The organism is Wenyingzhuangia fucanilytica (assembly GCF_001697185.1).
GTDB classification, from domain to species: domain Bacteria; phylum Bacteroidota; class Bacteroidia; order Flavobacteriales; family Flavobacteriaceae; genus Wenyingzhuangia; species Wenyingzhuangia fucanilytica.
On sequence record NZ_CP014224.1, the window covers coordinates 1,594,294 to 1,617,193 of the forward strand.

Sequence of the window (22,900 nt, forward strand, 5' to 3'; positions counted from 1 at the left end):
GCAATAAACTCGACTTCTGGCTATACTTCAACCTATATAATTTGATATTTAAATATAGGAATTTTTTAACTTAAAAACAAGGTTTTACAAAGGGTATCCATTTTTAGCAATCGCTATTTTAGCAATTGTTTTCTTTAAAGCAACAATATTAGGATAGTTTGCATATTTAGTAAAACGTTTTAATCCCATTAATAACATACGTTGTTCGTCATTTTCGGTAAAAGAAATAATAGCTTCTTTTCCTTTTCTATTGATGACTTCTACTGAGTTAAATAGATTTAATTTGGTCATAGCAATTTGTAACTCAGCCTCACTTTCAGATGTTTTCCCAACTAGCTTTTCTGTTTTTAACAACACAGATTCAGCCATGTAAATTTCAATAAGAATTTCAGCAGCACACAAAACAATTTCTTGTTGTTTTTCTAATTCCATTCCAAATTTTTCTACAGCTTTCCCAGCGATCATCAAAAATACTTTTTTCAATTTTGCTAAGATTTCTTTTTCTTCGGAGAACAATACGCTATAGTCTGGAGTGTCAAAAGATGGAATCGCCATTAAATCATTGGCTACATTCATAGCAGGAGTCATCAAATCAATTTCTCCTTTTAATGCTTTTTTAACCAACATTCCAACTGTTAAAAGTCGATTGATCTCATTTGTACCTTCATAAATTCTAGAAATTCTAGCATCTCTCCAAGCTCCTTCCATAGGGGTGTCTTCGGAGAACCCCATACCTCCATAAATTTGTAATCCTTCGTCAGCGTTAAATTGTCCAACCTCTGATCCATATACTTTTAAAATAGCGCATTCTAAAGCAAAATCTTCAACACCTTTAAGCTCTGCATCAGTATGAGACATTCCATCAGCAATTAACAAATCTATTTTCTTTTGAATATCTCCTGCAGCTCTATAGACAGCACTTTCGGTAACAAAAGTTTTGGTACACATTAATGCTATTTTTTCTTGAACAGCTCCAAAACTTGAAATATTAGTTCCGAATTGTTTACGCTCATTAGCGTAGTTTACAGCATTATTAATAATTCTCCTACTTGCATCTAAACAAGCAGCAGCCAATTTAATTCTACCAATATTTAAAATATTTAAGGCTATTTTAAATCCGTTTTGTCTTTCGGATAACATATTTTCTGCAGGCACAACAGTTTCGTTGTAAAAAACCTGTCTTGTAGATGAAGCTCTAATTCCTAATTTCTTTTCCTCTTCACCCATAGTAATCCCATTAGGATTGTCTTTATCGTACTCAACTATAAAGGCTGTTAGATTCTTATCGTCTTCAATTCTAGCAAATACAATCATTAGATTACAAAAACCAGCATTAGAAATCCACATTTTTTGCCCAGTGATCTTATAATGAGTTCCATCAGCAGATAAAACAGCTTTGGTTTTTCCTGAGTTAGCATCAGAACCTGCACCAGGCTCAGTTAAACAATAGGAACCAAACCATTCTCCTGTAGTTAATTTAGGAACGTATTTTTGTTTTTGTGCTTCTGTACCATATAACACAATAGGCATGGTACCAATCCCTGTATGTGCTCCAAACGCAGTAGCAAAAGATCCTGTAGCACCAGAAATATAATCACAAACTAAAATAGTTGACATAAAAGGCATTCCCATTCCTCCATAAGCATCTGGTACTGCTATGCTTAAGAATCCCATTTCCCCAGCTTTCACCATTAATTCTTCTGTAAAAGCATAATCTTTCTTTTCAAACCTTTCTTTATGTGGCCATACCTCACGATCTATAAATTCTTTAACAGAATCTCGCATCATGATTTGTTCTTCATCAAAATCTTCAACGATAAACACATCGTTACAGTCGGTTTCTTTAACTACAAACTCTCCTCCTTTAATTAGCTTACTCATTTTTTTATTTTTTTATGTTTTTGAAAAACAGGTTAGTGACTTATTTTAGAAATTCGTAAACCCCTGCAGCTCCTTGTCCAGTTCCTACACACATGGTTACAATTCCATATTTGTTTTTTCTTCTTCGCATTTCATTAATTAATTGTACTGATAACTTAGCACCAGTACAACCCAAAGGATGACCTAAAGCAATAGCCCCTCCATTAACGTTTACAATGTCTGGATTTAAACCTAACTCGTTAATAACAGCTAAGGATTGTGAGGCAAAAGCTTCATTCAATTCTATTAAATCAATGTCATTTTTAGTCAATCCAGCCTTTTCTAATGCTTTTGAGATAGCCTTAACAGGACCTATTCCCATAATTCTTGGCTCAACACCTACCGCGGCAAAAGAAACCAACCTAGCTACTGGCTCAAGGTTTAGTTCTTTAACCATTTCTTCACTCATTACAATTACAAAAGCTGCACCATCACTCATTTGAGAAGAATTTCCTGCAGTAACAGAACCGTTATTAGCAAATACGGGTTTTAATCTACTTAAAGCGCTTAACGAAGTATCTTTTCTAGGTCCTTCATCTTTATTTACGATATAGTTTTTATTTTGTTTTTTGCCTTGAGCATCCACAAAAATTTCCTCAATATTAATAGGTACAATATCATCTTCAAACAAATTGTCTGCCTGTGCTTTTAAAGCCTTTTGATGTGATTGGTAAGCAAACTCATCTTGTTGCTCTCTAGATACTTTAAACTCGTTTGCAACAGCTTCTGCAGTTAAGCCCATTCCCCAATAATATTCTTCATGACCAGCATTAGTTTCTTTATAATTTGGAGAGGGTTTGTATCCACCCATAGGGATGTAAGACATACTTTCTACGCCTCCGGCAATAATACAATCAGCCATTCCGGATTGTATCTTAGCAGCGGCAATAGCAATAGTTTCTATTCCAGAGGCACAATATCTATTAACAGTCATACCGGCAACATCATCAATTTTTAATCCCATTAAAGAAATCAAGCGCCCCATATTTAAACCTTGTTCAGCTTCTGGCATTGCATTTCCTACAATTACATCATCAACTCTGGTTTTATCTAATTCTGGTGTTTTTTCTAACAAATACTGAATAGTTTCCGCAGCTAATTCATCAGGTCTTTTAAACCTAAACAATCCCTTTGGAGCTTTTCCTACGGCTGTTCTGTATCCTTTTATTATATATGCTGTTTTCATTTTTTCTGTTTTTAGGTTTATCTGTTGAAATGTTTATTTGTATAGTCGATTTAACGAATAAACAGTTAAACAAATGACAAATTAATTACGTAACGGTTTTCCTGTTTTTAGCATGTGTTGAATTCTTTCTAAAGTTTTTCTTTCTCCTAATAGAGATAAAAAAGCCTCACGTTCTAAATTCAACAAATACTGTTCTGAAACAAAAGTTGGTTCGGACAAATCACCACCAGCCATTACATACCCAAGTTTATTCGCTATCAATCTATCGTGTTCAGAAGCGTATTTACCTGCAACTAAACTATCGGCTCCCACTTGGAACATTCCTAAAACTTGTTGTCCTAAAACTTTTACTTTTTGTGGAGTAGGAGTTAGGTATCCATCATCTAACATTTGTAATGCATGTTTTTTTGCAGTAGCAATTTGTTGATGTTCATTAACAACAACCAAATCTTTATGCTGAACATAATATCCTAAATCATAAGCTTCGTGAGCAGAAGTAGCAACTTTTGCCATGGCAATATTGATAAATGCATCACGCATTCTGTTTAGTTTTACATCATCTTTTAAAACCATGTCAGACACTCTTTTTGTCATTTCCTTTGTTCCACCACCACCAGGAATAACCCCAACACCAAACTCAACCAAACCAGTATAAGTTTCTGCCGCAGCAATTACTTTATCAGCGTGTAAACTAAGTTCACAACCTCCACCTAAAGTCAATCCTCTTGGGGTAATTAGGGTAGGGCAAGAAGAATATCTCATTCTCATCACTGTGTTTTGGAAATATTGAACAGCGAAGTTTAATTCATCATACTCTTGTTCTATTGCCAATAAAAACACCATAGCTAAATTGGCTCCTACAGAAAAATTTGTTGCTTGATTACCAAGAATAACAGCATCATATTCTGTTTCTGCCAAATCAATCCCTTTGTTGATGGCTTGTAAAACACCACTACCCAAAGTGTTCATTTTAGATTGGAATTCTACATTTAAAACTCCATCTCCTAAATGTTGTATGGAAGCTTCGGAATTTGACCATATGGTTTGAGCTTCTCTAATATTATCTAGAATAATAAAACTGTCTTGACCAGGTATTTTTACTTGTTCTTTTGAAGTTATATCATATACATATTTTTTTCCTTCCTTAACAGTATAGAAACTAGTGCTCTGTACATCTTTTAGGTTTTGAGTCCAATCAGCGGCTTTATAACCTTCTGCTTCAATTAAATTTAAACCATTCTCAAAACCAATAGCGTCCCATATTTCAAAAGGTCCGTGTTGCCAACCAAAACCAGCTTTCATAGCATCATCTATTCTGTAGATTTCATCAGATATTTCTGGAATTCTATTAGAAACATAAGCAAATAAAGCTGCAAAAGTTTTTCTATAAAAAGCCCCTGCTTGGTCTTTTCCTTTGATTAAAACTTTAAACCTATATTTTACATGATCTATTGTTTTTGTAGCAGATAAGCTATTAAAATTTGCTTTTTTAACAGGATGATATTCAAGTGTATTAAGGTCTAAAGCGTGAATGGCACTTTTTCCGTTTTCATCAACTACTTTTTTATAAAAACCTTGTTTGGTTTTGCTACCAAGCCATTTATTGTCTAACATGGTTTGAATAAAATCTGGAATTTTAAATAACTCAACAGACTCATCAATTTTACAATTTTCATACAAACCATTAGCAACATGAATCAAAGTATCTAAACCAACTACGTCTACTGTTCTAAAAGTTGCCGATTTTGGCCTACCAATAATAGGGCCTGTTAGCTTGTCAACTTCTTCTACTGTTAAACCTAGTTCTTTAACAATATGTAACATACTCATAATTCCAAAAATCCCAATTCTATTCCCAATAAAGGCAGGAGTATCTTTAGCAAGTACTGTTGTTTTTCCTAAATATTTAGCACCAAAACTCATTAAAAAGTCAACTACTTCTTTTTTACAGTCTGGCCCAGGAACTACCTCGAATAATTTTAAATATCTAGCTGGATTAAAAAAGTGGGTTACAGCAAAATGCTCTCTAAAATCTTGAGAACGTCCTTTGTTCATAAACTGGATAGGAATACCAGAAGTGTTACTAGTTACAAAAGTTCCTAGTTTTCTGTGTTTCTCTATTTGCTCAAAAACCTTTTGTTTGATGTCTAATCTTTCAACTACCACTTCAATAATCCAATCTACTTCACTAATTTTTTGAAGATCAGTATCTAAATTTCCTGTTTCTATTCTATCAGCAAATTTTTTATTGTACAAAGGTGCAGGATTAGATTTTATAGCCGATTGCAAATTGGTATTTACAATTCTGTCTTTTACTAATGGATGATCTAAACTTAAACCTTTTGATTTTTCTGAATCTGTTAATTCTTTTGGGGCAATATCTAATAATAAAACTTGAACACCAATATTTGCAAAATGACAAGCAATACCAGAGCCCATAATTCCAGACCCAATAACCGCTATTTTTTTTATATGTTTTTTCATCTTAAAAGATTAATTTTTGTTCGATCAATTCTTGTATGGTTTCTGTTACATTTAAAAAAGTTTCAATTTGTTTTTGGGTTAAATTATCAGCAACAGTTTGATTAAATTTTAAAACAATTTCTTTAGAAACCTCTCTTTGTTGTTTACCTTTATTAGTTAGCTTTATTAAAACACTTCTTCCATCTGACGGATTTTTTTCCCGATAAATCAATCCTAATTCCTCCATTTTATTAAGAGTTCTAGACAAACTTGTAGCTTCAATCCCCATGCGAGGTCCTAACATAGTAGAAGGGGTTCCGTTTTTATAATGAATGTTAATTAAAACAAAGCCAATAGTCATTGAGCTATCTTTTTTAACAGCCTCTTCATTATACATTTTGTTTATAGATTGCCATGTGTATCTATATAAATAATCGAAACTTATAGAATTTCCCGCTTTCATGTTTTTTCTTTTAAATATAAGAAAAAATAATTATGCTTGCACAACATATCTTATGTTTTCATAAAAAACACTCAATAAATAATCAATACCATAAATATCTCCTGCTTTTATTGAGATGTTGATACCTAGAATTTATTTAGGAATTCATGTCAAAACTCCCAAACATATAATATCTTTAACCCTTCTAAAAAAGAGAAAAGCATTTATGCAAACACCTATAATTAGTATTCAAAAGTTACACAAAACTTATGGTACCAAAATAGCTTTGAATCACATTTCTATTGAAATTTCTAAAGGAAGCGTCTATGGATTAATTGGTCAAAACGGAGCAGGTAAAACGTCATTAATTAGAATATTAAATCAAATTATTGATGCCAATAGCGGAACAATTATTTTTAAAGGAGAAAAACTAACCCCTGAGGCAGTTAAACATATTGGATATTTGCCCGAAGAGCGTGGACTATACAAAAACATGACCATAGAGGAACAGGCTTTGTATTTTGGGCAACTAAAAGGAATGACCAAAGCAAATGCTTTAGAACAACTAAATTATTGGTTAAATAGATTTGATATTGCTGATTGGAAAAAAAAGAAAATTCAGGGCTTATCTAAAGGTATGGCTCAAAAAGTTCAATTTATCATTACAGTATTACACCAACCAGATTTGTTGATTTTAGATGAACCTTTTAGTGGTTTTGACCCTATTAACGCTAATTTAATTGCACATGAAATTAAAAATTTAGCTAAAAATGGAACTACAGTTATTTTTTCATCGCATAGAATGGAATCTGTTGCAGAAATGTGTGATGCTTTGTGTTTAATACATCATGGAAATATTTTGTTAGAAGGGAGTATTTCTAGCATCCAAAAAAAATATATCCAAGAATTTTTTGAAGTGACTGTTAAAGATTATCAAGAAAATGAATTAACCTCATTTTTAAACAATACTGATTACCAAACTAGTATCGTCAATAAAGAAAATGATGAAGTTAGTTTTCAGGTGATTAAAAATCAAAAAGAAACAGCTAATTTACTACAGGATTTATTAAAAGTAGGAACAGTAATTACATACAAACAACACATTCCTAGTTTACAAGACATCTTTATTAAAACCATAGAAAATGCATAAGTTACTTTTAATTATCCAACGTGAGTTTATTACCAAAGTTCGCAGCAAAGCATATTTGGTTTTGATTTTTTTAAGCCCATTGTTAATGATTGGAATGTTTGCTGCAATTTTTTACTTTGCTGGTAAAGAAAGTAAAGACAACTTTAAAAAAGTATCACTTTTGGCTATTACCACTCCAGAAATTGCCATAGACATCCAAAAAGATAATCCTAATATTACATTGGAATTTGGAACCGCCATGTCTTTTGATGAGGCTAAAACCATGGTAAATGATAAAGATTTTGATGGCTTGGTTTATGCAAATCCTTTATCTAATATTATGGAAATTTATGGTGATGATAAAATTCCATTACACTCTTTAGAAACCATTTTAGAAAAACATTGGGTGATTCAACAGTTAAAAAACCACGAGGTTTCTAGTGAGATTATCAATAAAACTACCAAAGAAATTCCAATTCATTACAGCAAAAAAGACGATTCCGAAGCAACAATTAAAAAATGGGTAAAAGGGGCTGTTGCTGTAGGAAGTGGTTATTTGGTAATGATGTTTGTTATTATTTATGGAAACTCTGTAATGCGTAGCATTATTGAAGAAAAAAACAGTAGAGTAGTAGAAATTATGGTTTGTTCTGTAAAACCTTTCCAATTAATGTTAGGAAAAATTATAGGAAACGCCTTGGCTGGTATTTTACAGTTTTTAATTTGGGGAATCTTACTTTTAGGAGGACTCCTTTTACTAGAAATTTACTTTCCGTCCATTGGTGGTAATTCAGACAAAATAGATCAGATATTTAGTATCATTTGGGAAATTAACTATACACAAATCTTTATAGGCCTTGTAGTATTCTTTTTAAGTGGGTATTTACTTTATAGTGCCTTTTATGCCGCTGTTGGGGCAGCTGTTAGTAGCGAAACTGATACGCAACAATTTGTACATCCTATATTATTACCTTTAATGTTTGCGGTTTATATTGGAATTGTAACCGTGGTAAATGGTAACCCAAACGGGAGCACAGCTACCTTGTTTTCATTAATACCATTTACCTCGCCAATAGTAATGTTAATGCGTATTCCTTTTGGTGTTCCTGCTTGGCAAATAATTTTGTCCTTGGCATTATTATTGGTTAGCTTTATCACAACAGTTTATATTGCCAGTAAAATTTACCGAATAGGAATTTTAACTTATGGAAATAAACCAAGCATGAAACAATTGATAAAATGGATGTTTCAAAAATAACCTTTGATTTTAAATAATAATGAGTAAAATACTACTGATAGAAGACGAAGCAGCCATTAGACGTGTTTTAAAACGTATTATTGCTGATGAAAACAATACCTACAATGTAGAAGAAGCAGAAGATGGTGTAATAGGTCTAGAAATTATTAAAGAAAATGATTTTGATTTAATTCTTTGTGATATTAAAATGCCTAAAATGGATGGTGTTGAAGTTCTACAAAAAATTAAAGAAATGAAACCAGAAATTCCTGTGATTATGATTTCTGGACATGGAGATTTAGATACCGCTGTACAAACCATGAGAATGGGTGCTTATGATTATATTTCTAAACCACCAGATTTAAACAGACTTTTAAATACGGTTCGTAATGCTTTAGACCAAAAACAATTAATTGTTGAAAACAAACAATTAAAGAAAAAGGTTAGCAAAAAATACGAAATGATTGGAGATAGTAAACCTATTCAACATATTAAAAATATGATTGATAAGGTAGCTACTACCGATGCTCGTGTTTTAATTACTGGACCAAATGGAACAGGAAAAGAATTGGTTGCTCATAGGTTACACAATCTAAGCGAACGTTCTAAAGCACCAATGATAGAAGTAAACTGTGCGGCTATTCCATCAGAATTAATAGAGAGTGAATTGTTTGGACACGTAAAAGGATCTTTTACAGGGGCTAATAAAGACAGAGCAGGAAAGTTTGAAGCTGCCAATGCAGGAACTATTTTCTTAGATGAAATTGGAGATATGAGTCTTTCGGCTCAAGCAAAAGTATTAAGAGCTTTACAGGAAAGTAAAATTAGCAGAGTAGGATCTGATAAAGACATTAAAGTTGATGTAAGGGTTTTAGCGGCTACCAATAAAGATTTACGTAAAGAAATTGCTGAAGGAAGGTTTAGAGAAGATTTATACCACCGTTTGGCAGTTATTTTAATTCAAGTTCCTTCATTAAACGATCGTAGAGAAGATATTCCAGTACTTATCAATCACTTTGCTGCAATTATAGCAAAAGAGCAAGGAATGGCACTTAAAAACTTTTCTGAAGAAGCTATTGTAAAACTTCAAGATTATAATTGGACAGGAAATATTCGTGAACTAAGAAATGTTGTAGAACGTTTGTTAATTTTAGGAGAAAAAGAAATTAGTGCTACAGACGTTGATTTGTTTGCTAGTAAATAATAATCAAGTTTAAAAAAAGGGCATTAAGCCTAATGATATGATTGAGCAAATAAAAAATATTGAAATAGGAGTAGGGGTTGGAGCTGTAAAGTTTGGAATGTTAAAAACTGATGTTTTAAGCATTTTAGGAATGCCTACAGATAAAGAAGTTGAAAAAGATTTTGAAACCGGTGATGCTGTAGAAACTTGGGACTACGACAATTGTGGAATCGCTTTTTCTTTTGATGAAGAAGAAGATTGGAGACTAGAAACTATTACCATCAACTCGAGTTATTTTGAACTGAACGGTGTTGGATTGGTAGGTAAAGACATTCAAGAAGTACAAGACTTTATAGAAAAACACGAATTAGGTGAAATGGAATTTGAAGATTATTCTACTCCAGAAAATCCAAATCATGAATTAATTGATGTTGATGAAGCCAACATGTTCTTTTGGTTTACAGATAACATTCTACAAGAAATTCAATTTGGTGTTCAGTGGGATGATGATGACAATGCTTTGTGGCCAGAAGCATAAATCTTAATTGATGATTATAGGTCATCGAGCGTAGTCGAGATGTAGAAAGCTCCATTTAAAAAAAATCTACTCTAATATAGAATAAGAAATAAAGCTGATATTAATTAGCATAGTACATAAAAACTCCCCTTGAAAAATTCAAAGGGAGTTTTTTTATAATGGTTATTTTGATTAATCTATCTTTAAAAAAGACAATATTTCTTTTCCATTTTTATCCTTTAAAATTAAATGCAAACCATCTAATTCATAAGATTTAACCTTGTTTAAAGTTTTGATAAATTCTTTTTCAACGCCCTCTTTTAAGCATGTCTTTTTAGTCAACGCTATTTGACTAAAATCTAGTTTATTACTAGTAATATTATTAATGGGAGCAGAAAAATTATTACATCCATCATTTCCCATAATTCTTTTAGTAGATAGATTAATTTCTAGTCTTGGTACAGAAACCATTCTGTTTATAGGATTTCCATTAATGCGTGTAGCCATCCAAATATCATGTAATCTTTGGTTCGCCACTGCTGATTGATCTTTTATAAAAGACAATACAATCTCTCCTTGATTATTGTAAAAAATAAGCTGAGAACCTTTGATATCATAAGTGTTAACATCATTTAAAGTTTTTAAATACTCATATTCTATGTTTTTTTGAAAACAAGCTTTTTGAGTACTGATGATGTTCCCTAAATTAAAAGTATTAGAGGTTATTTGTTTAATATTTCCAGAGTATTGATTACACCCTCCGTTACCAGAAATACTCATTGTTGTTAGGTTGATTTTTAAAGTAGGAGTTTTAACCATTCTATTGATAGGATGATTGTTGATACTTCCTAAAATCCAATCTCCCTCTGCCAATACACGAATATCTTTTTGTTTTTCTAATTCCTTAACTAAAGTATATTTAATGCTTGATGCATCTGCAGGTACATTTTTAGCGTCTAACTTTTCTTGTTTAACCTCAATCTTTTTTAAATACCCTTTTTCAAAATTAAATCCTTCAATTGGAGTATAGAAGTTTTCCCAAGTAGGATTGACTAATTGTTCACCTTTATGCACTAATAAACAATTTGTTTTTCCAGCTCCAGAACTACATTCAGATTGATATCCACTAACCCAAAATACAGATTTATTAGATGAACAAGCTGTTAGTATACTTAAAGAAATTAATACTATGATGTTTTTTAAATTCATAATCTACAAATTTTATTTATTGAATTATTTAATACCACCTCCAAGCGCTCTGTATAAATCTACAACGGTTAACAATTGCTGTAATTTACTATCAACCAAGTTTAACTTAGCACTTAAAGCACTTTGTCTGGCAGTTAATAAATCTAAATAGGTTGCAAACCCATTGTTTAACAATTCTTCTGAGTTTTTCTCAGCATTGGTTAACGCTTCTGCTTCTTTGGTTCTAAAAACATATTTTTTAGTTTCTGTGTTATAAGCAAATAAAGCATTAGAAACTTCATTACCTGCAACTAATAATGTTTTTCTGTAGTTCAATAAAGCCTGAGCTTCGTTGTTTTTAGCAACTTCTACCTGGGTTTTTAATTTTCGTTGATTAAATAAAGGTTGTGTAATTCCGCCTATAATATTAGCAAATATAGAGTTGGTGCTAATCCAATTATCTAATTCTAAACTTTCAAAACCACCCGAAGCAGTTAAAGTAAACGATGGGTATAAATTTGTTTTAGCCACATTTTTCAACTCATATGATTGCATTAAATTATATTGAGCCAATTTGATATCTGGTCTATTATTTAACAACAGAGCAGGAACCCCAACTTGTAAATCCTTATCTATAACTTGATCTTTTAATTTTGTTCTTTCTATTTTTTGAGGCATCGTTCCTAGTAAAATACTCAAACTATTTTCTAATTTAAAAATAGAAGTCTCTATATCTAATTTTAAAGCCTCAGCACTGTTGTACAAAGCAATGTTTTGGTCTACTGCTACTTGACTTACTTGCCCTGATTCCATTAAGGCCTTAATGGTTTCTACTCCTTTTTTTCTAACTTTTATGGTTTCATTAGTAATTTCTAACTGAGCATCTAAAGCTAATATTTGGTAATAAGTACTTACAATTTTACTAATCAATTCTGTTCTTACAGCTTGTTGTGCAGACTCTGATTGTAAATAATTAGCCAAACTAGCTTTTTTACTACTTTTAATTTTTCCCCAAATATCAGCTTCCCAAGAAAAATTTCCAGTTAACTGATAAGTTTGAATTGATGACGAAGAAAAACTACCGAATCTACTGTTTTTAGAAATTTCAGAATGTGTACCACTAGTGCTTAAATTAAAGGTAGGTAAATATCCCGCTTTCCCTTGTTTTAAATAAGACGCTGCAGTGCTCATTTGACTAATAGCTATTTGCAAATCAAAATTATTTTTTAATCCTTGATCTACATATTCTTGCAAATAAGTATCTGTAAACATATCTCTCCAAGAAACATTTCCTAAAGAAAGACTATCTTCTTGTGTTTCTAATTGCTCATCAATTCTAAATAAATCTTTTGAGGTTTCTTTTACTGTTGGCTGTTCATAATCTTTAACAGCCAAACAAGAGGTTAGGAGTATGGTAGCCCCTAACACTATTGCTAAATTATATATATTATTTTTTTTCATGCTTAATCAATTTCTGCGTTTAATTCTTGTGCTGTTTTAGATACTTTTTCTTGTAACCATTGAAATAAAATGAATAGTATAGGAATCACAAAAACTCCTAAAACAGTACCAATTAGCAAACCTCCAACAGCACCTGTACCAATAGATTTATTACCTTCTGATCCTACACCATTTGATAGTACCAAAGGCATCAACCCTAAAATAAAAGCAAAGGAGGTCATTAAAATTGGACGTAAACGTGTTTTTGCTCCACTAATAGCTGCGTTTACAATACTTTCTCCATTTTTTCTTTTTTGTAAGGCAACTTCTACAATTAGAATAGCATTTTTAGCTAATAAACCAATTAGCATAATTAAGGAAATTTGAAAGTAAATATTGTTTTCTAATCCTGATAACTTTGTACTTATATATGCTCCAAATACTCCAAATGGCAACGATAATATTACTGCTAAAGGCAAAAGATAACTTTCGTATTGTGCACTTAATAAAAAGTATACAAACAAAATACTTAGTATAAAAATAAAAGTAGTTTGGTTACCTGCACTTACTTCTTCTCGTGTTAAACCAGAGTACGCAATGGTATAATTGTTAGGTAATTTTGCCAATTCTTCTTCAATTACTTTAATAGCATCACCTGTACTATATCCTTCGTTAGTTGCTCCAGAAATACTTGTTGAGTTTAATAAGTTAAAACGTGTTACGGCTTGTGGACCATAGACTCTTTCTAGTTTTACAAACTCTGTAATAGGAGCCATTTCACCTTTGTCTGTTCTCACAAACATATTGTTTAAAGCATTTGTATCCGCTCTATCTTCTGGTAAAGCTTGGATGTATACTCTAAACTGTTTACCAAATCTAGAAAAATCCGATGCGTAAATTCCTCCAATATATCCTTGTAAAGTTGAAAAAATACTCGACACAGAAACTCCTTTTTCTTTGGCTAAAGGCACATTTACTTTCATTTCATACTGCGGATAATTTGTATTAAAAGCAGATTGAGCATATTTAATTTCTGGGTGACTCATTAGGGCTGTAGCAAATTCTTGGTTTGCTTTGTCTAAATCTTTAAACTCACCACCAAATTTATCTAACAAGTTTACTTCAAAACCAGCTGAGTTACCAAAACCACGAATACTAGGAGGGGAGAAGAAAATAATTTTTGCTTCAGGAATACTAGCTGCTATACCAAATAGTTTACCTGTAATGGCTGTTGCAGATAAAGAAGGATCTTCACGCTCACTCCAGTCTTTTAATTTAATAATCCCCATTCCATAGTTAGAACCAGAACCATTAATTAAACTTCTTCCTTTTATAAAATTAACTCCTACAACACCCTCTAAATTTTCAATTTTAGAATATATTTTTTTAGTTACAGCATCTGTTCTGTCTAATGATGCTCCAGCAGGTAATTCAACATTTGCAAAAATAATCCCTCTATCTTCGTTAGGAACAAAACCAGTAGGAGTTGTTGTTGCAGACCAATATATTCCAACAGCGGCAATAATTAATAACAATACTGATACCCATTTGTTTTTATATAAAAATTGTAATGATTGTCCGTATTTATGAATAGTAGCATTAAACCCACGATTGAACAAAGTGTAAAAACGTTGTAATGGATTTTTGTTTTTTAATTCTTCATCTTGTTTGTGTTCTTTTAATAATAAAGCACACAATGCAGGACTTAATGTTAGGGCATTTACGGCAGAAATTAAAATAGAAATAATTAAAGTAACCCCAAATTGCTCATAAAAAACACCTGTAGGCCCTGTAATAAACGTAACAGGAATAAATACTGCTGCCATTACTAATGTAATAGAAATAATAGCTCCAGAAATTTCATTCATAGCTACCAATGTTGCCTTTTTAGGATTCTTTTCTCCATCATCCATTTTAGCGTGAACGGCTTCCACAACGACAATAGCATCATCTACCACAATACCAATAGCCAATACCAATGCAAATAATGTTAATAGGTTTATAGAATACCCAAAAACATTTAAGAAAAAGAAAGTACCAATAATAGATACAGGCACTGCAATAGCCGGAATTAAAGTAGACCTTAAATCTTGTAAAAAGATGAAAACAACTAAAAACACTAATAAGAAAGCTTCTAACAAGGTGTGTACTACTTTGTCTATAGAAGCATTTAAGAATAAACTAGTATCATAGGGAACAAAAATATCTAATCCATCAGGTAGGTCTTTTTTAATAGTTTCTAAAGTACCTTTGATGTTTTTTATTATTTCCTGAGCATTAGATCCTTTGGTTTGGAAAATTCCCATAAACACCGCAGGGTTTCCTAAACTCATGGCATTAGAAGCATAAGATTGTGCATCAAGTTCAATAGTAGCTACATCTTTTAATCTTAAAAACTCCCCATTTCCTAATGCTTTGATAACAATATCACTATATTGATTTTCATTTTTAAAACGTCCACTATAAGTTAAAGCGTATGAAAAAGCTTCTCCATTGTTTTGTCCTAATGATCCAGCAGCAGCTTCTAAGTTTTGTTCACTCAATGCAGCAGTAACATCAGATGGGATTAAATTGTAAGCAGCTAACTTTTCTGGTTTTAACCATATACGCATAGCGTAATCTTGTTGTGAAAACACACTAACATCTCCTACACCGCTAATACGTTGCATGGCAGGAATCACATTGATTTTTAAGTAGTTTTGAATAAATGTAGCATCGTAATCTTCACTTTCAGAATACATAGAAATAAACATCAATGCACTAGTTTCTTGTTTTTGAGTAGTAACTCCAGTTTGTGTTACCTCCTTAGGAAGTAGTACTGACGCTCTTGCTACACGGTTTTGTACATTTACAGCAGCAATATCTGCATTCATTTCTTGATCAAAATAAACGGTGATTTCTGCTGTTCCTGTATTAGATGCAGTCGAGGTAATATAAGTCATACCTTCTACACCGTTAATTTGTTCCTCAATAGGTATTATTACACTTTCTAGTACCGTTTCTGCATTAGCACCTGTATAATTTGCGGTAACTTTTATGGTAGGCGGAGCAATATCAGGATACTCTTCTATAGGTAGTGTGTTAATACTAATCACCCCTAATAAAACTATAATAATAGAGATCACTGTTGAAAGAACAGGTCTTTCAATAAATGTTTTTAACATAATTATAAAATTTATGGGTTGAATTAATTTTTAAATAAAGTAGCAATAGGTTGTGTAGACTCTTTAAAAGAAGTTTCTTGTGGTGAAATGGTAACTCCATTTCTTAATTTACTAACTCCAGAAATTACGATTTTATCACCTATCTTAAGCCCCGATTTTACTACGTATAAATGATTTACAACTCCTTCAATCTCTATTAGTGTGGCTTTTACTTTGTTCTCTTTGTTTAAGGTGTAAATAAGAACATCCTTTTGTTGTTCAAAAGTAGCAGATTGTGGCACTACAATAGCATCTTTATATGCTATAGGCAGTCTAATCTTTCCACTGTTCCCATTGGTTAACAATTCATTAGGATTGTTAAATGCTGCTCTAATTTTTATGGTTCCTGTACTTTGATTTATTTGTCCAGTACTAGTTTCAATACGTCCTTTTTCGGAATACTCTTTACCGTTTGCTAAAATTAAGGTTAGGTCCGGAGAGTTTTTTATGCGTTCTTCTTTTGTTTTTCCTTCATATCTCTGTAAGTGATCTAAATACTGAGCCTCATTAAAACTAAAAAATGCATATACTCTGTCTATTTCGCTTACAGTGGTTAAAGGTGTAGCATCACTAGGGCTAATTAAAGCTCCTTGTCTAAAGTTGATGGCACCAACATAACCATCTATTGGACTTTTGATAGTTGCATAACTAATATTTGCAGATACACTACTGTAATTTGCCTTTGCTTGTTCTAAATTAGCTTTTGCTGTTTCTAATTGCACAGGACTGATAATCTTTTTTTCCACCAAAGGAATCAATTTATCTACTTCTACTTGAGCCAAATTGATACGAGCTTTTGCTGCACTTGCATCTTGACTTAAAGATTGTGTTTCTAACTCAAAAAGAACTTGTCCCTTACTAACTTTTTCGCCCTCATCTACATATACTTTTTCTATATATCCAGATGTTTTTGATCTTACATCACTATTTATAACCCCTTCTATAGTAGTAGGATATTCTGTATACCCTGTAACCGTTTTTTGTTCAATTGTTGTTACGGGAATTGAAGGAGGAGGAGCTGTGGTTGCTTGTTTAGATTGACTTTTATCTTGACAGCTCACTAACATTAAGGCAGAAACACCTAGTGTTGTTAATATATTTAAATTCATCTTTTTCATTTTAAAGGGGATTGTTTTTTTCGGTTAATTTGTTTCTTAATTCTTTTATAGCATTACTAGCTTGATCTAAAAACTGTATATAATCATTGTGGAAAGTGAGGTTGAATTTTTCGTATTCACTTTCTATTTTTTTAGTATTTAAAGTCTCTTTATAGTTTTTAATCTCTAAATGTAATTCTCGTATTTGATTCCATTCTTGAGTCATATCATCTATATGTTGTACAATCATATTTTGATTGATGATAAAGTATTTTTTACGATCTCCTGTTTTGGTGAAGTACACAATCTTTTCTAAATCTTGTAAATGATTTAAGTGTGTAGAGATAGTGCTTTTACTGGCACATAAAATGGAAACCATTTCTTCAAAAGTGGTTCCTTTTTTTCCTGTTAGAATTATATAAGCCAATATTCTTGCAGCCACAGGAGCTAAATGTTCTCTTTTTTCTAAATGAACTCCTAGTTTTTCAACCAGTCTCATTTTTTCTTTACAAACGTTTTCTATCATTATATTTAATATTAGAGTTTTCAAAGATACGATTAGTTCGGTTTAAACCGAACAACAAGAACCTAAATATTTATTATATGAAAGATATTATAACATTTGTTTAGAATCGTCATTAAAAAAGGATATTTAAATAAAAGCAGGAGGAAAGGATGTGAGTGGGAGTTATGGTCTTTAAGTATTCCGAAGCTTTGGGAGGGAAGTAAAGGGTATATTTAGGTGAAATGTAGTTTAGGTATTATAGAGAGTACTATGTAGAATCTTTGAACTCACAGAAACATTTCAGTTCTCGAATCCGCTCGAACACCCTTTTGTGTTATGTGTTGTAACATTACGGTCTTCGAGCGTAGTCGAGAAGCACAGTATTTAAGTATAAATGAAAATTACTATAACAAGAAAGATTCCTGTTCTCGACTGCGCTCGAACACCACATGAGGTCTCCGCTTAGTACAGGCTGCTCGAACACCCTTTAATATGTTTTTTTAGAAGTTTATTTAATTATAATTACGGTCTTCGAGCGAAGTCGAGAAGCATAATATTTAAGTATAAATAGAAATTACCATAACAAGAAAGATTCCTGTTCTCGACTTCGCTCGAACACCCTGACAAGGTCTAAGCACAGCACAGGCTGCTCGATATCCTATAAATAAAAACCCAGTAAATAAATTTTACTGGGTTTTTATTTAGGAACAAATTAATAAGCAATATTAATAAGACATTGTTACTATTTTTTCAACATCAGAAGGGGTTAAATTTTTATGTTCTCCTAAGCCATTCCAACCTCTAGCTGTAAATCTTCTTACAATTTCTTGGGCAGTTCCCATATAATCATTGGTGTAATCAGATAATTTGGTATCAATACCTAATTCGTTAAAAAACATTTCTGTTTTTACAATTGCGGCTTTGGCTTTTTGGTCTAAAGTACCTTCGGTAATGTTCCATACTCGCTCTGCATATTGGGCTAATTTTTCTTTTTTAGCTTCAAAATTGTATTGGTAGTGACTAGGGAGAATAACTGCTAAAGTTCTAGCATGGTCTATACCATATAAAGCTGTTAATTCATGTCCAATAGCATGTATAGACCAATCTGTTGGAACTCCTTTTTGAATCAATCCATTTAAGGCCATGGTACAACTCCACATAAAATCTGAAGCTGCTTTATAATCCGTAGGATCTTTAATGATTGTTGGAGCAATTTCAATCAATGTTTGTAAAATTCCTTCAGCAATTCTATCTTGTAACCGTGCATCAATAGGGTAGGTCATGTATTGTTCTAACACATGTGTAAAAGCATCGGTAATTCCATTGGCCAATTGTCTTTTAGGGATGGATTGAATTACTGTAGGATCTAAAACTGAAAATTGAGGAAACAAACCAGGCCCTCCCATACCTAGTTTTTCTTTGGTTTCTGCTCTAGTAATTACTGCACCAGAATTCATTTCAGATCCTGTTGCGGGTAAGGTTAATACCGTTCCAAAAGGCATTCCTTTGGATGTTCTTATATTTTGAGTTAAAATATCCCAAGGAGTATCTCCTTTAAACAAAGCTGCAGAAGATAGAAATTTAGTTCCATCAATAACAGAACCACCACCTACAGCTAATAAAAAAGTGATATTTTGTTCTTTAATAATAGTTAAAGCCTCCATTAAAACAGCGTATTCTGGATTGGCAGGAATACCTCCAAACTCTACTACTTCAAAACCTTCTAAAGCAGCTATTACTTTTTCGTAAATGCCGTTTTTCTTGATACTACCACCACCATAAAGCAACAATACTTTTGCCTTGTTTGGCATTTCTTTACTAATGTTTTCTATTTGATTTTTACCAAATAATATTTTAGTAGGGTTCATATATTCAAAGTTGTTCATATGCTATTTTTTAAGGGGTTTATTAAATGATGAATTGTATAAAACTACTCAATTACAGTAACCAAATCATCAGTGCTTTTTCTTACTTTTACTAAAGGAGCTAACCAATCATTCTCCGCATCACGATATCCGATAGGCAACAAAATAGCACTTCTAAGTCCTTTTGCTCTTAGTCCTAAAATTTCATCAACAGCATCGGCATCAAAACCTTCCATTGGTGTTGCATCAACTCCTTCATAAGCCGCAGCTGCAATTGCCAACCCAAATGCAATATAGGCTTGCTTGGCAGCATGTGTAAAGTTTACTTCTGCATCTTTTTGAGGATATGCGCTCAATAACATTTGTCTGTAGTTTTCCCAACCTTCGTTTTTAAAACCTCGTATCTCGTTGGTTAAATCAAACATATAATTGATTCTTTCTTCTGTATAGGTATCCCATGCAGCAAATACTAATAAATGAGAACAATCTGTTACTACTGATTGATTCCATGCTACAGGTTTTATTTTTTCTTTAATTTCTTGATTTTTAACCACTAATATTTCAAAAGGTTGTAAACCACTTGAGGTAGGAGCTAATCTTGCAGCTTCTAAAATATGATCTATTTTTTCTTGAGGTACTACTTTACCATTCATGGCTTTAGCTGCATATCTCCAATTTAACTTGTCTAATAATTCCATTCTAATTTATTTTTATTTTTTAATACTGTCCCAAGCCATTACATATGCGTTTTGTATTTGTTCTTGGGTAATTTTTATTTCGTTTTTACATTGAGCATTCATTAAAAAGGCTAACGGATATATGGTATAAGCATATAACAAATAATGAGAGCCTTTTTTAATAATTCCTTCTTTTTGACCTCTATCCCATAAATCGAGTAGGGGTTGTAAATGTTTTATTCCTTCGTTTCTGCTTTCTTCATCTATCATAGGCGTATTATCACACTGACTTAAAAATCTAGCTTCTTCTACTTCCTTTAATTTAAAATCTGCAATTTGTTTCCAAATCACTTCAAAGCCTCTTTTAACAGACATTTTCTCATCATAGTTCTGAAAAGCATAATTTGTAAAAGCAACTTTAACCTCTAAGTAGACCTTATTAATTAAATCTTGTTTGTTTTCAAAATACAGGTATATAGTTCCTGGGGACACACCCGCCATTTTGGCTATTTTAGACATTGGAGTAGCATGAAATCCATTGTTGTTTACCAAATGAATAGTTGCTTGTACCAATGCATTTCTTTTAATTTCACTCTTAGTTAAACCTTCCATATCTCTAAACTTGATGTTCAAAGGTAATAAAAATGAACGTTCATTCATTTTTATTACCTGTTTTTAAGTAATTTCTTAAAGTATGTTAATTAAAACAAAGCTAAAACACCAATAAATAAAGGTTTTATAGAGGGAAATATGTAAATATTAATTTTTTGAAAAAAAATAAAAAAAAGTAAAATCCAATTAAACTATATTTATGACAATCAGTCTTATGATAGTTCATAAGTAAAATAAAGAACGATTAACGAATAAAATAACAACAATTAACATTAAAAAAAATGAAAACATTAAAATTAGCTTTCGCTGTAGTTGCAATGGTTGCCTCAGTAAGTACTTTTGCTCAAGAAGAGAAAAAACAAAAACCATCTCCTGAAAAAGCATTTAAAAGATTTGATGCTAACGAAGATGGTAAAATTACCAAAGACGAATTAGAGGGTAAAAAAATCTTAAACAGATTTGATAAACTAGATAAGGATTCTGATGGTTCTATTTCTTTAGAAGAGTTTACAGCTGCAATGTCTAAAGGAAAGGGTAAAGGAAAAGGAGATAAGCCTAAAAAAGTAAAAGAACAACATTCTGATGACATGGATGATAATGATGGAGGAGAAGAATAGTATTCAATCCATATAAGATAAACACTAAAGGCACCTACAATTTGTAGGTGCTTTTTTTATAGTGTGTCTAAAAATTCTTTTACCTTAAATAAGGAGTCACATTTTTGATTTGCAATAGAAAAAGATGGGTTATCTAAGTTTGATGTTAAAACAATGGTATAAGCCATTGATGCTTTTGCGGCAATCATACCCGTAACAGAGTCTTCTAAAATAATACAATTATTAGGGGTGGCATTTAATTTGTTCATTGCTGTTAAATAGACCGCTGGATTTGGTTTTCCATAAATTTCATCATCGGCACTACAAATAACATCAAAATATTTTTTCACGTTTAATTTATGTAGAACAGCATCAATAATTTTCCAACTAGACGATGTAGCTAACCCTATGTTATAATTTTCTTTTTTTAAATATTTTAGCAAATCAACTAGTCCTTTCATTGCTTGTCCATTGTCCAAAATATTATAAACCACTTGATCTAAAATATGATCTGCTAATTTATTAGGTGGAATCTCTATACTAAATAAATCACACCATGTTTCTGCTAGCAAATCTATTCTTTTCCCCATGGTTGTTTCCTCACAATCTTTAGCGGTAATGCTTACTCCTAGTTTGGCTAAAACATTTATTTGTGCTTGTTGCCAAAAGGGTTCAGAGTCAATCATAACGCCATCCATATCAAAAATAAAGGTGTTGTATTTCATGTAGCTTAAATATTGATTAAGTAATTTTTTTGATAAACCTTATCGTATACATCTTTACTAAACATGTACAATTGAGATGGTTTTTTAGAAACTCCTACTTTTTTCTCGTCTAAAGGAATAATGTATTTTTTATGAATAAGTTTTCTTCTAAAATTTCTATTATCAATCTCTATATTTAGAATGGATTCGTATACCTCTTGAACTTCATTAATTGTAAATTTATCTGGCAATAATTCAAAAATAATAGGTTCTGCTAAACATTTAATTTTTAAATCTTCGTAAGCTTCTAATATGATTTTTTCATGATCAAAACCTAGTTTAGGTAATGATGTAATAGGGAACCATTTGGCCTCATGTTTTGTATTTTTTAAATCAACATCCTCTGTTTTTATTAAAAAATAATACGCTACTGTTACAGTTCTAAAATTAAAGTTTTCACTTTTTATCCATTCTAAATCTTTTTCACCTCTCAATCTGTTTGGGTCACCAAAAGCTTTAAATTGTTTTTTATAAGTATTTGTTAAACCTGTTAATTCTTTAAGAACCCTTGTAGCTGCATCATCTAAAGTTTCGTGTTCATATATATGGTACCCCGTTAATACATAATCGTCTACCAATACTTCATTTTTATCTTCTGACTCTAAATATCTATTAATTAATAATAGGTTAAGAGATTTTGTAAGAGTGTCATATCCAAAAACCACACAGTCTACAGAAATACTTTGATTTTTTATCAATTCCATGATTTATAATAATTAAGTTATTCATTAATTCTGTCTAATACATAATAAACGTTAAAAATACATTAATATTTAAAAAACAGCAATTATCACTTAAACAAATATAGTATTATCTATTTAATTATTCCTTATAAAAACCCTTATTTTTATTGGTTTTCCGTAATTTTTATGCTAA

The 22,900-nt window shown here is 31.7% G+C and carries 19 protein-coding genes; 5 read left to right on the forward strand and 14 right to left on the reverse strand.

Annotated features, from left to right (window positions below; translation table 11 throughout):
* Nucleotides 1-84: 84 nt before the first annotated feature.
* From AXE80_RS06570 to AXE80_RS06585, 4 genes are all read right to left on the reverse strand, one after another.
* On the reverse strand, nucleotides 85-1,881 hold the full coding sequence (locus tag AXE80_RS06570) for an acyl-CoA dehydrogenase family protein (RefSeq protein WP_068825590.1): 1,797 nt from the start codon (nucleotides 1,879-1,881) through the stop codon (nucleotides 85-87).
* A gap of 40 nt (nucleotides 1,882-1,921) precedes the next feature.
* On the reverse strand, nucleotides 1,922-3,106 hold the full coding sequence (locus tag AXE80_RS06575) for an acetyl-CoA C-acyltransferase (RefSeq protein WP_068825593.1): 1,185 nt from the start codon (nucleotides 3,104-3,106) through the stop codon (nucleotides 1,922-1,924).
* Nucleotides 3,107-3,187: 81 nt separating this feature from the next.
* Nucleotides 3,188-5,590: a 3-hydroxyacyl-CoA dehydrogenase/enoyl-CoA hydratase family protein gene (locus AXE80_RS06580; RefSeq protein WP_068825595.1), complete on the reverse strand. Its 2,403-nt coding sequence runs from the start codon at nucleotides 5,588-5,590 to the stop codon at nucleotides 3,188-3,190.
* A gap of 1 nt (nucleotide 5,591) precedes the next feature.
* Nucleotides 5,592-6,032 carry a MarR family winged helix-turn-helix transcriptional regulator gene (locus tag AXE80_RS06585; protein WP_068825597.1) on the reverse strand — a complete coding sequence of 147 codons (441 nt, stop codon included), beginning with the start codon at nucleotides 6,030-6,032 and terminating at the stop codon, nucleotides 5,592-5,594.
* Nucleotides 6,033-6,237: 205 nt separating this feature from the next.
* On the opposite strand from AXE80_RS06585, the gene AXE80_RS06590 reads away from it, so the two are divergent.
* Genes AXE80_RS06590 through AXE80_RS06605 form a run of 4 tightly spaced genes read left to right on the forward strand, consistent with a single transcriptional unit; the run spans nucleotide 6,238 to nucleotide 10,098 of the window.
* Complete coding sequence (locus AXE80_RS06590) at nucleotides 6,238-7,161, forward strand: ABC transporter ATP-binding protein (protein WP_157359362.1); 924 nt, start codon at nucleotides 6,238-6,240, stop codon at nucleotides 7,159-7,161.
* Nucleotides 7,154-8,398 carry an ABC transporter permease gene (locus AXE80_RS06595; RefSeq protein WP_068825599.1) on the forward strand — a complete coding sequence of 415 codons (1,245 nt, stop codon included), beginning with the start codon at nucleotides 7,154-7,156 and terminating at the stop codon, nucleotides 8,396-8,398. Before AXE80_RS06590 ends, AXE80_RS06595 begins: the two co-directional genes overlap by 8 nt.
* Before the next feature lie 19 nt (nucleotides 8,399-8,417).
* The gene (locus AXE80_RS06600; RefSeq protein WP_068825601.1) at nucleotides 8,418-9,581 is read left to right on the forward strand and encodes a sigma-54-dependent transcriptional regulator; all 1,164 of its coding nucleotides are present in this window, start codon (nucleotides 8,418-8,420) and stop codon (nucleotides 9,579-9,581) included.
* 37 nt (nucleotides 9,582-9,618) lie between these two features.
* On the forward strand, nucleotides 9,619-10,098 hold the full coding sequence (locus AXE80_RS06605; protein ID WP_068825603.1) for a hypothetical protein: 480 nt from the start codon (nucleotides 9,619-9,621) through the stop codon (nucleotides 10,096-10,098).
* Nucleotides 10,099-10,269: 171 nt separating this feature from the next.
* On the opposite strand, the gene AXE80_RS06610 is transcribed toward AXE80_RS06605, so the two are convergent.
* The 8 genes from AXE80_RS06610 to AXE80_RS06645 form a co-directional block, all read right to left on the reverse strand.
* Nucleotides 10,270-11,286: an META domain-containing protein gene (locus AXE80_RS06610; RefSeq protein WP_068825606.1), complete on the reverse strand. Its 1,017-nt coding sequence runs from the start codon at nucleotides 11,284-11,286 to the stop codon at nucleotides 10,270-10,272.
* Nucleotides 11,287-11,310: 24 nt separating this feature from the next.
* A complete protein-coding gene (locus tag AXE80_RS06615) occupies nucleotides 11,311-12,726 on the reverse strand; it encodes an efflux transporter outer membrane subunit (protein WP_068825608.1) in 1,416 nt (471 codons plus the stop codon).
* A 2-nt stretch (nucleotides 12,727-12,728) separates the two neighbouring features.
* Nucleotides 12,729-15,869 carry an efflux RND transporter permease subunit gene (locus AXE80_RS06620; RefSeq protein WP_068825610.1) on the reverse strand — a complete coding sequence of 1,047 codons (3,141 nt, stop codon included), beginning with the start codon at nucleotides 15,867-15,869 and terminating at the stop codon, nucleotides 12,729-12,731.
* A gap of 23 nt (nucleotides 15,870-15,892) precedes the next feature.
* A complete protein-coding gene (locus AXE80_RS06625) occupies nucleotides 15,893-17,026 on the reverse strand; it encodes an efflux RND transporter periplasmic adaptor subunit (protein ID WP_068825612.1) in 1,134 nt (377 codons plus the stop codon).
* A gap of 1 nt (nucleotide 17,027) precedes the next feature.
* Nucleotides 17,028-17,531, reverse strand: coding sequence for a GbsR/MarR family transcriptional regulator (locus AXE80_RS06630; protein ID WP_068825615.1), 504 nt, complete (start codon nucleotides 17,529-17,531; stop codon nucleotides 17,028-17,030).
* 704 nt (nucleotides 17,532-18,235) lie between these two features.
* Complete coding sequence (locus AXE80_RS06635) at nucleotides 18,236-19,396, reverse strand: iron-containing alcohol dehydrogenase (RefSeq protein ID WP_068825617.1); 1,161 nt, start codon at nucleotides 19,394-19,396, stop codon at nucleotides 18,236-18,238.
* Nucleotides 19,397-19,440: 44 nt separating this feature from the next.
* Nucleotides 19,441-20,073 (reverse strand): NAD(P)H-dependent oxidoreductase, encoded by a 633-nt coding sequence (locus AXE80_RS06640; protein ID WP_068825619.1) that lies wholly within the window; start codon nucleotides 20,071-20,073, stop codon nucleotides 19,441-19,443.
* Nucleotides 20,074-20,085: 12 nt separating this feature from the next.
* Complete coding sequence (locus AXE80_RS06645; RefSeq protein WP_068828736.1) at nucleotides 20,086-20,664, reverse strand: TetR/AcrR family transcriptional regulator; 579 nt, start codon at nucleotides 20,662-20,664, stop codon at nucleotides 20,086-20,088.
* 281 nt (nucleotides 20,665-20,945) lie between these two features.
* Here AXE80_RS06645 and AXE80_RS06650 point away from each other — a divergent pair, with 281 nt between their 5' ends.
* A complete protein-coding gene (locus tag AXE80_RS06650; protein ID WP_068825621.1) occupies nucleotides 20,946-21,281 on the forward strand; it encodes an EF-hand domain-containing protein in 336 nt (111 codons plus the stop codon).
* Between the two features lie 56 nt (nucleotides 21,282-21,337).
* On the opposite strand, the gene hxpB is transcribed toward AXE80_RS06650, so the two are convergent.
* Together hxpB and AXE80_RS06660 are read right to left on the reverse strand one after the other, a co-directional pair.
* Nucleotides 21,338-21,985 (reverse strand): hexitol phosphatase HxpB, encoded by a 648-nt coding sequence (gene hxpB, locus AXE80_RS06655; protein WP_068825623.1) that lies wholly within the window; start codon nucleotides 21,983-21,985, stop codon nucleotides 21,338-21,340.
* 5 nt (nucleotides 21,986-21,990) lie between these two features.
* On the reverse strand, nucleotides 21,991-22,728 hold the full coding sequence (locus AXE80_RS06660) for an NUDIX hydrolase (protein ID WP_083194602.1): 738 nt from the start codon (nucleotides 22,726-22,728) through the stop codon (nucleotides 21,991-21,993).
* Nucleotides 22,729-22,900: the final 172 nt, after the last annotated feature.

Excerpts from the sequence above, each read along its gene's own strand:
- AXE80_RS06650 (WP_068825621.1), top strand. The coding sequence starts at position 20,946 with ATGAAAACATTAAAATTAGCTTTCGCTGTAGTTGCAATGGTTGCCTCA.
- AXE80_RS06575 (WP_068825593.1), bottom strand. The coding sequence starts at position 3,106 with ATGAAAACAGCATATATAATAAAAGGATACAGAACAGCCGTAGGAAAA.
- AXE80_RS06645 (WP_068828736.1), bottom strand. The coding sequence starts at position 20,664 with ATGGAAGGTTTAACTAAGAGTGAAATTAAAAGAAATGCATTGGTACAA.
- AXE80_RS06590 (WP_157359362.1), top strand. The coding sequence starts at position 6,238 with ATGCAAACACCTATAATTAGTATTCAAAAGTTACACAAAACTTATGGT.
- AXE80_RS06615 (WP_068825608.1), bottom strand. The coding sequence starts at position 12,726 with ATGAAAAAAAATAATATATATAATTTAGCAATAGTGTTAGGGGCTACC.
- AXE80_RS06580 (WP_068825595.1), bottom strand. The coding sequence starts at position 5,590 with ATGAAAAAACATATAAAAAAAATAGCGGTTATTGGGTCTGGAATTATG.
- AXE80_RS06625 (WP_068825612.1), bottom strand. The coding sequence starts at position 17,026 with ATGAAAAAGATGAATTTAAATATATTAACAACACTAGGTGTTTCTGCC.
- AXE80_RS06635 (WP_068825617.1), bottom strand. The coding sequence starts at position 19,396 with ATGAACAACTTTGAATATATGAACCCTACTAAAATATTATTTGGTAAA.
- AXE80_RS06620 (WP_068825610.1), bottom strand. The coding sequence starts at position 15,869 with ATGTTAAAAACATTTATTGAAAGACCTGTTCTTTCAACAGTGATCTCT.
- AXE80_RS06610 (WP_068825606.1), bottom strand. The coding sequence starts at position 11,286 with ATGAATTTAAAAAACATCATAGTATTAATTTCTTTAAGTATACTAACA.
- AXE80_RS06585 (WP_068825597.1), bottom strand. The coding sequence starts at position 6,032 with ATGAAAGCGGGAAATTCTATAAGTTTCGATTATTTATATAGATACACA.
- AXE80_RS06630 (WP_068825615.1), bottom strand. The coding sequence starts at position 17,531 with ATGATAGAAAACGTTTGTAAAGAAAAAATGAGACTGGTTGAAAAACTA.
- AXE80_RS06640 (WP_068825619.1), bottom strand. The coding sequence starts at position 20,073 with ATGGAATTATTAGACAAGTTAAATTGGAGATATGCAGCTAAAGCCATG.
- AXE80_RS06570 (WP_068825590.1), bottom strand. The coding sequence starts at position 1,881 with ATGAGTAAGCTAATTAAAGGAGGAGAGTTTGTAGTTAAAGAAACCGAC.
- AXE80_RS06600 (WP_068825601.1), top strand. The coding sequence starts at position 8,418 with ATGAGTAAAATACTACTGATAGAAGACGAAGCAGCCATTAGACGTGTT.
- AXE80_RS06595 (WP_068825599.1), top strand. The coding sequence starts at position 7,154 with ATGCATAAGTTACTTTTAATTATCCAACGTGAGTTTATTACCAAAGTT.
- hxpB (WP_068825623.1), bottom strand. The coding sequence starts at position 21,985 with ATGAAATACAACACCTTTATTTTTGATATGGATGGCGTTATGATTGAC.
- AXE80_RS06605 (WP_068825603.1), top strand. The coding sequence starts at position 9,619 with ATGATTGAGCAAATAAAAAATATTGAAATAGGAGTAGGGGTTGGAGCT.
- AXE80_RS06660 (WP_083194602.1), bottom strand. The coding sequence starts at position 22,728 with ATGGAATTGATAAAAAATCAAAGTATTTCTGTAGACTGTGTGGTTTTT.